Genomic DNA, 12,346 nt, shown 5'->3' with positions numbered 1-12,346 from the left:
GCTGTGCCGGGAGGACAGCCGTGGGCTCGTCCGAGCTCCCAACCCTCCACCCCGCCACCCGAGAGGAGAGGAGCGACATGTCCGCCACCGTCGCACCGGCCCGCACCGGCCAGCGGACGGACCTGGGCCGGTTGGCGCTCGCCCTCCTCCGCGGCATCGCGGTGGTCGTCGTCATCCGCCTGGCCCTCGCGTTCGTCGGCGACCCGGCGGCGCCGGACCGGGCGGTCGCGACGATCCTCGAGCTCGTCGGGGCGGACCCGGCGGCGGAGGCCATCCGCACCCAGGGCCTCACCGACCTGACGCGCCGCTCGCTGATGGTCGTGGTCGCCCTGGTCGTCGGCACCGCCGGGACGTGGTGGTTGTACCGGAGCGCCATCGCGGCCGTCGAGCACCTCGGCAGCCGCTGGCGCGACCGGGTGCTGCCGTGGGTCTTCGTCGGGCCGAGCGCCGCGCTGCTCGGCGCGTACCTGGTGCTGCCCGTCCTGGGCACGATCTGGACGTCGGTCACCGAGGACGACGGGCTGGGCAACTACGCGTTCGCCCTGACCGACCCGGCGATGCTGACCGCGTTCCGCAACAACGTGATCTGGCTGGTCGTGGCCACCGGCGGCAGCGTGCTGTGCGGGCTCGCCGTCGCCGGCCTCGTCGACCGCATCAGGCGGGAGGCGCTGGCCAAGACGATCATCTTCCTGCCCATGGCCATCTCGATGGTCGGGGCGAGCGTGATCTGGCGGTTCGTGTACGCCTGGAGCCCGGAGGGCAGCCCACAGGTCGGGCTCCTCAACGCCATCGTCACCAGCACCGGCGTCGCGCCCATCCCCTGGGTGCAGGAGACGCCGATCAACACCTTCGCCCTGATCGCGATCATGATCTGGCTCCAGACCGGGTTCGCGATGGTCGTCCTGTCGGCGGCGATCAAGGGCATCCCGACCGACCAGCTGGAGGCGGCCAGGCTCGACGGCGCCAACGAGTGGCAGGTCTTCCGCCACATCGTGCTGCCCGGCATCCGCGGGGCGCTGATCACGGTCACCACCACGATCGCGATCATGGTCCTGAAGGTCTTCGACATCGTCTTCGTCATGACCGGCGGCCGCTACGAGACCGAGGTCGTCGCCAACCGCATGTTCGCCGAGATGTTCCGGTTCCGGAACTTCGGCCGTGCCAGCGCGCTGGCCGTGCTGCTGTTCGTGGTGGTGGTGCCCGTCATCGTGATCAACGTCCGCAACCTGAGCCGACAGGGGATCGACGCGTGAGGGCGGCGGTGCAGCGCGGGGGAGGGTGGGGGATCGCCGCCGTCCGCGGGGCGGTCGTGCTGATCGCGCTCACCTGGTCGCTGCCGACCGTCGGGATGCTGATCTCGAGCTTCCGGGACCCCAACGCCATCCGCGAGACCGGGTGGTGGACCGTGCTGGCCCACCCCTTCGAGTCCGCGCAGTGGACGATCTCGAACTACGAGTCCGTGCTCGGCGCCCGGGGGATGGCCGGGGCGTTCCTCAACAGCCTGACCGTCACGCTCCCCGCGACGGTGATCCCCATCACGATCGCGGCGTTCGCCGCCTACGCCTTCGCGTGGATGCGCTTCAGAGGCCGGAAGGTGCTGTTCGGCACCGTCGTGGCGCTGCTGGTCGTCCCGCTGCAGATGACGTTGATCCCGATCCTGCGGGCCTACACCGCCCTCGACCTGACCGGCACGTTCGTCGGCACCTGGCTGGCCCACGCGGCGTTCGGGCTGCCCCTCGCCGTCTACCTGCTCTACACCTACATCGCGACCCTGCCCCGTGACCTGATGGAGGCCGCCGCGGTGGACGGCGCCAACCACTTCCAGGTGTTCCGGACCCTCGTGCTGCCCCTGTCCCTCCCCGCCATCGCGAGCTTCGCCATCTTCCAGTTCCTCTGGGTGTGGAACGACCTGCTCGTCGCCCTGGTGTTCCTCGGGACCGACAGCCAGGTCGCGATCCTCACCGCTCAGCTGAACGAGCTCGTCGGCACCCGCGGCCAGGACTGGCACCTGCTGACCGCCGGCGCGTTCGTCACCATGGTCGTCCCGGTGGCGGTGTTCCTCGGGCTCCAGCGCTACTTCGTCCGCGGCCTGCTGGCCGGATCGGTGAAGGGATAGAGCCGTGACCCGCATCGGCGACCACCTCCTCCTCGGGTTCGAGGGCCACGAGCTGCCCCCCGACACCGCTGACCTGCTCGCGCGCGGCATCGGCATCGGGGTCACGCTGTTCCGCCACGGCAACGTCCGCGACGTCGCCCAGGTCCGCGAGCTGACCGACGCGATCCGCCGCGCCGCGGGGCGTCCGGTGCTCGTCTGCGCCGACCAGGAGGGTGGGCAGTTCCTCGCGCTGGGGGACGACACGACGCCGTTCGCCGGCAACCTCGCGCTCGGCGCCGCCGACGACCCGGACCTGACCCGAAGGGTCGCGGCGGCCATGGCCGCGGAGATCCGCGCCGCCGGCGTCGACGTCGACTACGCCCCCGTCTGCGACCTGCTGACCAACCCCGACAACCCCAACCTCGGGATCCGCTGCTTCGGCGCGGACCCCGACCACGTGGCCCGGCACGCCGCGGCGTTCACGGCGGGCCTGGTCGACGGCGGCGCGGTCGCCGCCGCCAAGCACTTCCCCGGCAAGGGCGACGCCGCGGTCGACAGCCACCACCAGCTGCCCACGCTGCCCCACGACCTCGCTGCGATGGAGGGGCGGGAGCTGGTGCCGTTCGCCGCCGCGCTCGACGCCGGCGCCCAGCTGGTCATGACCGCCCACGCCGCCTACCCGGCGATCACCGGGCGGTCCGACCTGCCGGCGACGCTGGCCCGGCCGATCCTCACCGACCTGCTCCGGGGACGGCTCGGCTTCGACGGGGTGGTCGTGACCGACGCGCTCGACATGAAGGCGCTGGGGCAGGGGGCCCGCCAGGCGATCGACGCGATCTCCGCGCTCCGCGCTGGCGCGGACCTGCTGCTGGCGACCGCGCAGCCGGGGATGACCGAGCGCCTGGTGGAGGGGCTGGACGCCGCGGTCAGCCGAGACCTGCTCGAGATCGACGACCTGGCCCGGTCCGCCGCCCGCACGGCCCGGCTGGCCGCCGCCGTCGACGGTCCGCGCCCGCCCCTCGACGTGATCGGCTCCGCCGCCCACCGCGACCTCGCCGCCGAGCTCGCCGCACGCGCGACCACGCTGGTCCGCGACCCCGCCGGCCTGCTGCCGCTGTCACCGTCCGCGAGGGTCCTCGCGGTCATGCCCCGCCCCTTCGACCGCACCCCGGCCGACACCTCGTCCACGGTCGCGCCCCAGCTGGCCGCGGCGCTGGGGGCCGTCGTGGGCTCCGTGGACGAGCTCGTGGTCGACGGCGACCCCGACGGCGGGAAGGTCGACGAGGCCGTGCGCCGGGCCGCGTCCGCCGATGTGGTGGTGCTCGGCACGATCGACGCGCACGCCCACCCGGGGCAGGCAGCCCTGGCCGGGGCGCTGGCCGGGACCGGACGGCCGCTCGTGACCACGTCGCTGCGCGTGCCCGCTGACCTCGCCGTGCTGCCCGACAGCACCACGCACCTCGCGACCTACGGCATCCTCCGCCCCAGCCTGGACGCGCTCGCCGCGGTCCTCGTCGGCGCGGCCCCCGCGCGCGGGCGCCTGCCCATCGACGTCGTGAGGTACCCGCGCGGCCACGGGCTGGGGGCGTCGTGATCACGTGGGTGCGGGGCGGTTCCGTGGCGGGTGCGGCGGGTGGGCCGGCCGACGACCTGTGGCTGGACGGCCCCGTCGTCGGCCGTCGGAGTCGCGCTCCCGACCGGGTCGTCGACGCCGACGGCCTGGTGCTGCTGCCCGGCTGGATCGACACCCAGGTCAACGGCGCGTTCGGGATCGACCTGACGTCGACGCCGGACCGCGTGTGGGGGCTGGCGAGCCGTCTCGTCGACACCGGGGTCACGGCGTTCCTGCCCACGCTGGTGAGCCCCGACGCCGCGACGGTCGCCCTGGCCGTCGAGGTCCTCGCCGCGGTCCCGGACGACTGGCGCGGGGCGCGGCCGCTCGGCTGGCACCTGGAGGGGCCGTTCATCGCGCCCGACCAGCGCGGCACCCACCCGGCATCGCAGCTCCGCGGGATCGACCTCGACGAGGTCGACCGCTGGGCGGCATCCGGCCGGGTGCGGCTGGTCACCCTGGCACCCGAGGTCGACGGGGCCGTCGAGGCCGTCCGCCGCCTGGTCGCCGGAGGGGTCGTCGTCGCCGCCGGCCACTCCGCGGCGGACCACGAGGCGGCGCGCAGCGGCTTCGACGCCGGCATCACCGGGGTGACGCACCTGTTCAACGCCATGCCGGGCCTGCACCACCGCGAGCCCGGGCTGCTCACCGCGGCCCTCGCCGACCCCCGGATCCGCCTCGGCGCGATCGGCGACGGGCTGCACCTCGCACCCGAGACGCTCGCGCTGCTCGACCGCCTGGTCCCCGACCGCATCCACCTGGTCACCGACGCGATGGCCGCCGCCGGGCTGGCCCAGGGCACCTACCGCCTCGGCGACCTCGAGGTCGTGCTCGGCGACGACGGTCCGCGGAACCCCGACGGCGGGCTGGCCGGGTCCGCGGCGACCTACGACGAGGTGGTGCGGACCTGGCAGCGGGCGACGGGTGCGGCGTCGTCCGAGCTCGCCCCGGTCACGTCATCCACTGCCGCCGGTCTGCTCGGCGAGGGCGGACGCGGCCACCTCCGCCCGGGCGCGGTCGCCGACGTGACCGGTGTGGACGCGACCGGCACCGTCGCCCTCGTCGTCGCCGGCGGGCAGGTGCTCGTCGGCGCCGAGCGCATCGACGGGCCGCGCACCTCCGCAGAGCAGGGAGCCCCATGAGCATCGACACCGAGATCGCCCAGCAGCCCGAGGCCCTCCGCCACGCGATCGCGTCCGCGTGCGACGCCGCGCCTGCGGTCGCCGACGCCGTGCGGGGGCGAGGCATCACCCACGTCGTCATCGCGGCCCGGGGGACGTCGGACAACGCCGCGGTGTACGCCCAGTACCTGTGGGGCCGCCACCTCCGACTGCCCGTGGCCCTCACCACCCCGTCCCTCTTCGCCGGGGATGCGCCGCCGCGCCTCGACGGCGCCCTGGTCGTCGGCGTGTCGCAGTCCGGGGCGTCCCCGGACCTGGTGGCCGTGCTCGCCGAGGCGCGCCGCCAGGCCCGCCCGACCCTCGCCGTGACCAACGTCGGCGACAGCCCGCTGGCGCAGCACGCCGACGTCGTCGTCGACCTCGCGGCGGGGGAGGAGCGCGCGGTCGCGGCTACCAAGACCTACACGTCGTCGCTCGTCGCCCTCGCCGTGCTGACCGACGCGCTGGCCGAGGGGCTGGGGGGCGAGTGGGGGGGGGGCGAGGCGGTCGCGGTCGCCGGGCACCTCGACGGGGTCGCCGAGGCCGCCGCCGCCGTGCTCGAGGCGGACCCGCTGACCCCGCCCCTCCTCCGGCTGCTCGAGGGCCGTGACCGCATCGCGGTCGTCGGCCGGGGGCTCGACCTCGCGACCGCCCGGGAGTGGGCGCTCAAGCTCCAGGAGCTCAGCGGCGTCCTGGCCCACCACTGGTCGACTGCGGACTTCCGGCACGGCCCCTTCGCCCTGGCCGCCGACGGCCTGCCGGTCGCGGTCGTCAGCACCGACGCCGGGCATGCCGACGAGGCCCGGGCACTGGTCGCTGACCTGGTCGAGGCCGGCGCGGACCCGCTGCTCGTGACCGACCGGCCGCCCCGGGAACCGCGGTGCGAGGTCGTGGCCCTCCCGCCCGCCGACCCCCTCTGCGGGCCGATCACCGCGATCGTGGCCGCCCAGCTCGCGACGGTCGCGCTCACCCGCCGGCGGGGACGGGACGCCGACCAGCCAGCCCTGCTGTCGAAGGTGACGCTGACCCGCTGAGCTGCGGCGCGATGTCGGGCGCGACGTTCCGCGCGATCGGGGCCTCCTTCGCCTGACGGCGAAGTTCGGCGCGATCCCGGCCTGTGCCGCGGCGACGTCGCGGCGATGTCGCGGCGAAGTCGGGCGCGATCGGGGCCTACCTCGCCTCACGGCGAGATAGGCCCCGATCGTGCACCAGTGCCCGCCGACCCCCGAGCCGTCTAGTTCACCTGGCGGTCCCGGCCCTCCCAGTACGGCTCGCGGAGCTTGAACTTCTGCAGCTTCCCCGTGGCCGTCCGGCTGAGCTCGTCGCGCACCTCGACCTTCTTCGGGCACTTGTAGCCCGCCAGGTGCTCCTTGCAGTGGGCGATGATCTCCTCCTCGGTGACCGACTCGCCCTCCGCGACGACGACCAGGGCGGTGACCAGCTCGCCCCACTTCTCGTCCGGGATCCCGATCACCGCGACCTCGGCCACGGCGGGGTGGCTGAAGATGACGTCCTCGACCTCGATCGAGCTGACGTTCTCCCCGCCGCTGATGATCACGTCCTTCTTCCGGTCCGTGATCGACAGGTACCCCTCGTCGTCGAACCGGCCGCCGTCGCCGGTGTGGAACCAGCTCAACCCGTCGTCCTCGGCCCGCAGCGCCTCGTCGCTCGCCTCGGGGTTCTCCCAGTAGCTCTTGAGGCAGTGGTTGCCGCGCGCGATCACCTCGTCGTCGTCGGTCAGCCCGAGGGAGATCCCGATCGCCGGCACGCCGGCGCGGCTCAGGTTGGCGGCGCGGTCGTGGCTCGACAGGTCGTCCCACTCCTGGCGGGTCCGGTTGATCGTCAACAGGGGAGCGGTCTCGGTCAGCCCGTAGATCTGGATGAACTCCCACCCGAGCTCGGTCTCGACCCGCTCGATCGTCCGCGTGGGCGGTGGCGCCCCCGCCACGATCACCCTGACCCGGTCGCGGCCGGGCACCGGACCCTCCCACAGCGGGGCGGCCTCGAGCACCGCGTTCACCACCGCCGGCGCGGCGCACATCAGCGTGACCCCGTGCCGGTCGACGCGGCGGAGGATCTCCATCCCGTCGATCTTGCGGATCACGATGTGGGGGACCCCCATCCCGGTGACGGTGTAGAGCATCCCCCAGCCGTCGCAGTGGAACATGGGGAGGGTGTGGAGGTACACGTCGCGGTCGCTCACCCCGGCGTGCCAGCCGAAGGTGACCGCGTTGGTCCAACGGGCCCGGTGGGTCTGCTCGACCCCCTTCGGGCGGGCGGTGGTCCCCGACGTGTAGTTGATCGAGGCGGTCGCGTCCTCGTCCGGCGTCCACGGCTCGGGCTCGCCGCCGTGGTCGTACAGCGCCTCGTCGGACTCCTCCCCCAGGGTGAAGACGTGGCGGGCCTTGATCCCGTCCAGCTTCTCCGTCAGCTCCGGGTCGACGAGCAGCACGTCGGCGCCGGAGTGGGAGACGATGTACTCCACCTCCTCGCGCTGCAGGCGGAAGTTGATCGGGACGAACACCCGGCCGTTGCCGCTCACCCCGAAGAAGGCCTGCAGCAGGCGCGAGGAGTTGTGCGACACCATCGCCACACGCGCCCCCTGCTCGACGCCCCGGCGGTCGAGCGCCGCGCCCATCGCGCGGCGGCGCTCGCCCAGCTCGCGGTAGGTGAGGTCCGGCACGGCCGGCGCGGGCTGGTCCGGCTCGTCGACGATCGCCAGCCGGTCCGGGTAGACCGCGACCGCGCGGTCGAGGAAGTCGTTGATGGTCAACGGAACCTTCATGGGTGTGCCCTCCAAGCTGTGCCCGTGATCCCTCTGCCCCTCGGCAGCTCACGTACCCCTGGCCGGCCGGACCGTAACGCCGCCGGTGCCAGCCGTCGAGGGGCCGTCGGCCACCGCGCAGCCACCCCGCAGCCGTCCGCAGGGCGTGCGCACGGTGCACGCCTGTTGAACGCACGGTCACCCGCTGTCTAGGGTGAGCCGGTCCCGACGGGGGACGACACCGGCCGGCGCCGCCCGGCCGTGCCCGCAGCGGCGCCGGCGCACCACCTGTGCCACCCGCACCAACGGAGGAAGACGTCCATGCACACCGCCGAACCCCACCGCGGCGCATCCCGCGGTGCGCTCACCGCGCTCGCCGCGCTGGTGGCCCTGGCCCTGGTGGCCCTGCTGCCCGTGGGGCCTGCAGGCGCCGACATCGAGGTCGTCGACTCCGGCGACCAGGTGCCCGCGGTCCGCTACGCCGGCGAGACCCGCTACGAGACGGCCGCGCTGATCGCCACCGACGACACGCCCCTCGGTGCGGACTTCGAGCCGGGCACGGTCGTCGTCGCCACCGGCGACCGCTTCCCGGACGCCCTCTCCGCGAGCTACGCGGCCGGGCTGACGACCTCCCCGGTCCTGCTCGCCGCCACCGACGACCTGACCGACCCGACCCGGGCGGCCCTCGAGCAGCTGGCCCCCGAGCGCATCGTGGTCGTCGGCGGCACCGCCGCGGTCAGCGAGGAGATCGCCACCGAGCTCGCCACGTACGCCGAGGTGACCCGCGTCGCCGGCGTCAGCCGCACCGACACCGCCGCCCAGGTCGCGGCGCTCGGCGACGCGGACGGCGACGGCGCCCTCGACGACGGGACGACCACCGCGATCGTCGCGAGCAGCGCCGAGGCGCCCGGCGCGCTGGCCGCCGGTCCGGTGAGCTACGCCGCCGGCTACCCGCTGCTGCTGACCGCCCCCGACGCGCTCGCGCCCGAGACCGCCGCGGCGATCGACGCGCTCGGCATCACCGACGTGATCGTGGCCGGCGGACCCGACGTGGTCGCCAACTCCGTCGTCGGGGAGCTCGTCACGCTCGGCGCGTCCGTGCGCCGCGTCGGCACCGACAACCGCACCGAGATCGCCACCGGGTTCGCGCAGTTCGCCGTCTCCGAGCTCGGCTTCGTCTCGAGCCACGTCAACCTCGCCACGTTCAGCGACTTCGCCGACGCGCTGGCGCTCGCCGCCCACGCCGGCGCCGACCGCCTGGGGCCCGCCCCGATCCTGCTGACCGAGGCCGACTCGGTCGGCTTCGCCGCCGAGGCCTACCTGACCGACGCCGCCAGCTGCGGCCTGCTGGCCCTGCACGTGGCCGGCGGCACCGCCGCGGTGTCCGACGAGGTCCTCGCCGAGGCGCGCCAGCTGGTCACCCCCGCCGACCCGTGCACCGACGCCGACCGCCTGGTCGACCTCGTCGGCGCCAGCTCGGTGAACACCCACCTGCAGGCGTTCCAGGCGATCGCCGACGCCAACGGCGGCAACCGCGCGTCGGGCACCCCCGGCTACGACGCCTCGGTCGACTACGTCGTCGAGCAGCTGACCGCCGCCGGGTACACCCCCGAGGTGCAGACCTTCGACTTCGACCTGTTCACCGAGGTGAGCCCCACCGAGGTGACCGTCGACGGCGTCCAGCTCACCGAGGAGCAGGCGCTGGTCATGGAGTACTCCGGCGCCGGGGACGTCACCGGCACCACCGAGCTGGTCGACGCCGACCTGGGCCCGGGCAACCCCGGCACCGGGGAGGCCAACGACGGCGACTCGGACTCGGGCTGTGAGCCCGAGGACTTCGACGGCTTCACCGAGGGCGCGATCGCGCTGATCCAGCGCGGCGGCTGCAACTTCGCCGTGAAGGCGCTGAACGCCGCCGAGGCCGGTGCGTCTGCGGTCCTCATCTTCAACCAGGGCCACGACGAGGAGAACAGCGTCGTGGTCGCCGGCACGCTCGGTGGCCCGGTCGACGAGGACCTCCCCGTCGTCGGCCTCGACACCGCCACCGGCCTCCTGCTCGCCGACGACCCGGCCCTCGAGGTCCGGATCGTCACCGACACGACCATCACCCCCGAGACCAGCGCCAACGTCATCGCGGACACCCCCACGGGCGACCCCGACGACGTCGTGATGGTCGGCGCGCACCTCGACAGCGTCGCCGAGGGCCCGGGCATCAACGACAACGGCAGCGGGTCCGCGGCGATCCTCGACGTGGCCCTCGCCATGGCCGACGCCGGCATCGAGCCCACCAACACCGTGCGCTTCGCGTGGTGGGGGGCCGAGGAGAACGGCCTGGTCGGGTCCAACGCCTACGTGTTCGGCGACGGCGCCGACCTCGAGGGGATCAGCGACGCCGAGTACGAGGCGATCAAGCTGTACCTGAACTTCGACATGGTCGGCTCGCCCAACTACGTCCGCTTCATCTACGACGGCGACGGCGACGCCTTCGAGCTCGAGGGACCCCCCGGCTCGGACGCCATCGAGGAGTCCTTCGAGGACTTCTTCGACAGCCGTGACCTGGCGAGCGCCCCGACGGAGTTCAGCGGCCGCTCGGACTACCAGGCGTTCATCAACGTCGGCATCCCCGCCGGCGGGCTGTTCACCGGCGCCGAGGGCGTCAAGACCGAGGAGGAGGCCGAGCTGTTCGGCGGCCAGGCCGGCGTCGCCTACGACCCCTGCTACCACGCGGTCTGCGACACGATCGAGAACCCCAGCCTCGAGGTCGTCGACGACATGGTCGACGCCATCGCGAGCGTGACGCTGCAGTACGCGACGAGCCTCGATGGCATCCCCGAGCGCCCGGCGCCGGAGGAGGGCGGGTTCGCCCAGGGCCAGCCGCTGCACGCGGCGGTCCGCCACGACGCCGCCCACGGCCACGCGCACGGGTACAACGACACCGCGGCCAGCTAGCCGCACCACCCCTCCACGGCCGGGCTCCACACGGGGCCCGGCCGTCCCTCGTCCACCCGGACGGGGTGGATCACCCAGGGGCGCACCGCGAGGCCCATCGGGGGCGGGGCTCCGGTTGACACCCCCGGGGGGCCCGCCTACTCTCTTGGGTCCGCGCCCGTGGACCGGGCGCATTCGTGTGTGACTGCCGGGGACGGCAGGACCGCCGTCCGAACTGAGCACCCACCACTTCCCCCGAAGCCGCAACCGGTGTCACCCGCACACCGGTGCAGCCGGTCTCACCCCCCGCTGCAGGCTGACCTCCGAGACCGCGCCGGCCCCGCCGGCCGCTGCGCCTCACCCCTCCGGATCATCAACGAAACGCCCGACCCCGTGCGTCGGGCCCGTCACGACACACGACGCCACCGCGCCGAGCACAAGAGGACGCACATGCCAACCATCCAGCAGCTGGTCCGGAAGGGCCGGCAGGCGAAGACGGACAAGGCCAAGACCCCTGCGCTGAAGGGCTCCCCCCAGCGCCGCGGGGTCTGCACCCGCGTGTACACGACGACCCCGAAGAAGCCGAACTCGGCGCTCCGGAAGGTCTGCCGCGTCCGCTTGAGCTCGGGCATCGAGGTCACCGCCTACATCCCCGGCGAGGGCCACAACCTGCAGGAGCACTCGATCGTGCTGGTCCGCGGTGGCCGTGTGAAGGACCTCCCCGGTGTCCGCTACAAGGTCGTCCGCGCGGCCCTCGACGCGAGCGGCGTGCGCGACCGCAAGCAGGCCCGCTCGAAGTACGGCGCGAAGAGGGAGGGCTAGGACATGCCTCGCAAGGGACCCGCTCCGAAGCGGAAGCTCGTCTTCGACCCGAAGTACAACGACGCCCAGGTCACCCAGCTGATCAACCGCGTCATGAGCGACGGCAAGCGCTCCATCGCGGAGAAGATCGTCTACGACGCGTTCGAGACGATCCGCGAGCGCACCGGCGCCGACCCCGTGCAGGTCTTCAAGCGCGCCATGGAGAACGTCCAGCCGGCGCTCGAGGTCAAGTCCCGCCGCGTCGGCGGTGCGACCTACCAGGTGCCGATCGAGGTCAAGGCCGGGCGCGGCACCACCCTGGCGCTCCGGTGGCTCGTCTCCTTCGCCCGCCAGCGGCGCGAGAAGAGCATGGCCGAGCGCCTCGCGAACGAGCTGCTCGACGCCTCCAACAACATCGGTGCCGCGGTCAAGCGCCGCGAGGACACCCACAAGATGGCCGAGGCCAACAAGGCCTTCGCCCACTACCGCTGGTAGCCGCCACCCCCCGCGCCAGCGGACGCTGACCCCCACGCACACCGACGAGGGAAACGACCTACCCCATGGCCAAGCGAACCCACCCCCTGGGCAAGACCCGCAACATCGGGATCATGGCCCACATCGACGCCGGCAAGACGACGACCACCGAGCGGATCCTGTTCTACACCGGGGTCAACTACAAGATCGGTGAGGTCCACGACGGCGGCGCCACGATGGACTGGATGGAGCAGGAGCAGGAGCGTGGCATCACGATCACGTCCGCTGCGACCACGACGTTCTGGTTCCGCACCGAAGACGGCAAGACGCCGACTGGTATCTATGGCGACACGCCAGACGAAGCCAAGTTCCGTTTCAACATAATTGATACGCCCGGACACGTTGACTTCACCATCGAAGTCGAGCGCTCCCTGGCTGTTCTGGACGGCGCGGTCTGCGTGCTGGACGCGAACGCCGGTGTTGAGCCGCAAACGGAAACCGTTTGGCGTCAG

10 protein-coding genes are annotated in these 12,346 nt (G+C 73.3%); 9 read left to right on the top strand and 1 reads right to left on the bottom strand.

The features are described 5' to 3' along the window. Positions 1 to 77: 77 nt before the first annotated feature. From ACEQ2X_RS10110 to ACEQ2X_RS10090, 5 genes are read left to right on the top strand one after another with little or no spacing between them, the layout of a single operon-like run. Positions 78 to 1,253 carry a carbohydrate ABC transporter permease gene (locus tag ACEQ2X_RS10110; protein ID WP_370325685.1) on the top strand — a complete coding sequence of 392 codons (1,176 nt, stop codon included), beginning with the start codon at positions 78 to 80 and terminating at the stop codon, positions 1,251 to 1,253. Continuing rightward, the gene (locus tag ACEQ2X_RS10105) at positions 1,250 to 2,116 is read left to right on the top strand and encodes a carbohydrate ABC transporter permease (RefSeq protein WP_370325684.1); all 867 of its coding nucleotides are present in this window, start codon (positions 1,250 to 1,252) and stop codon (positions 2,114 to 2,116) included. Before ACEQ2X_RS10110 ends, ACEQ2X_RS10105 begins: the two co-directional genes overlap by 4 nt. A 4-nt stretch (positions 2,117 to 2,120) precedes the next feature. Continuing rightward, positions 2,121 to 3,689 (top strand): glycoside hydrolase family 3 protein, encoded by a 1,569-nt coding sequence (locus ACEQ2X_RS10100; RefSeq protein ID WP_370325683.1) that lies wholly within the window; start codon positions 2,121 to 2,123, stop codon positions 3,687 to 3,689. A gap of 8 nt (positions 3,690 to 3,697) precedes the next feature. Then, positions 3,698 to 4,849, top strand: coding sequence for an N-acetylglucosamine-6-phosphate deacetylase (locus ACEQ2X_RS10095; protein ID WP_370325682.1), 1,152 nt, complete (start codon positions 3,698 to 3,700; stop codon positions 4,847 to 4,849). Then, positions 4,846 to 5,901, top strand: coding sequence for an SIS domain-containing protein (locus tag ACEQ2X_RS10090; protein ID WP_370325681.1), 1,056 nt, complete (start codon positions 4,846 to 4,848; stop codon positions 5,899 to 5,901). Before ACEQ2X_RS10095 ends, ACEQ2X_RS10090 begins: the two co-directional genes overlap by 4 nt. 200 nt (positions 5,902 to 6,101) lie before the next feature. Here the strand turns inward: ACEQ2X_RS10090 and ACEQ2X_RS10085 are convergent, their stop codons facing one another. Next, positions 6,102 to 7,652, bottom strand: coding sequence for an AMP-binding protein (locus ACEQ2X_RS10085; RefSeq protein WP_370325680.1), 1,551 nt, complete (start codon positions 7,650 to 7,652; stop codon positions 6,102 to 6,104). A 300-nt stretch (positions 7,653 to 7,952) separates the two neighbouring features. Here ACEQ2X_RS10085 and ACEQ2X_RS10080 point away from each other — a divergent pair, with 300 nt between their 5' ends. From ACEQ2X_RS10080 to ACEQ2X_RS10065, 4 genes are all read left to right on the top strand, one after another. Beyond that, on the top strand, positions 7,953 to 10,580 hold the full coding sequence (locus tag ACEQ2X_RS10080) for a M20/M25/M40 family metallo-hydrolase (RefSeq protein WP_370325679.1): 2,628 nt from the start codon (positions 7,953 to 7,955) through the stop codon (positions 10,578 to 10,580). 429 nt (positions 10,581 to 11,009) lie between these two features. Next, entirely contained in the window at positions 11,010 to 11,381 is a 372-nt protein-coding gene (rpsL, locus tag ACEQ2X_RS10075) for a 30S ribosomal protein S12 (protein ID WP_370325678.1), read from the top strand. A 3-nt stretch (positions 11,382 to 11,384) separates the two neighbouring features. After that, entirely contained in the window at positions 11,385 to 11,855 is a 471-nt protein-coding gene (gene rpsG, locus ACEQ2X_RS10070; RefSeq protein WP_370325677.1) for a 30S ribosomal protein S7, read from the top strand. Between the two features lie 65 nt (positions 11,856 to 11,920). Then, positions 11,921 to 12,346: GTP-binding protein (locus ACEQ2X_RS10065; RefSeq protein WP_370325676.1), on the top strand; the 426-nt coding region annotated here is incomplete at its 3' end.

The organism is Euzebya sp. (assembly GCF_964222135.1).
Taxonomy (GTDB): Bacteria; Actinomycetota; Nitriliruptoria; order Euzebyales; family Euzebyaceae; genus Euzebya.
This window is presented reverse-complemented; position numbering and strand designations above follow the sequence as displayed.

Coding starts and splice junctions, on each gene's coding strand:
- ACEQ2X_RS10090 (WP_370325681.1), top strand. CDS start 4,846: ATGAGCATCGACACCGAGATCGCCCAGCAGCCCGAGGCCCTCCGCCAC.
- ACEQ2X_RS10080 (WP_370325679.1), top strand. CDS start 7,953: ATGCACACCGCCGAACCCCACCGCGGCGCATCCCGCGGTGCGCTCACC.
- rpsL (WP_370325678.1), top strand. CDS start 11,010: ATGCCAACCATCCAGCAGCTGGTCCGGAAGGGCCGGCAGGCGAAGACG.
- ACEQ2X_RS10085 (WP_370325680.1), bottom strand. CDS start 7,652: ATGAAGGTTCCGTTGACCATCAACGACTTCCTCGACCGCGCGGTCGCG.
- ACEQ2X_RS10110 (WP_370325685.1), top strand. CDS start 78: ATGTCCGCCACCGTCGCACCGGCCCGCACCGGCCAGCGGACGGACCTG.
- rpsG (WP_370325677.1), top strand. CDS start 11,385: ATGCCTCGCAAGGGACCCGCTCCGAAGCGGAAGCTCGTCTTCGACCCG.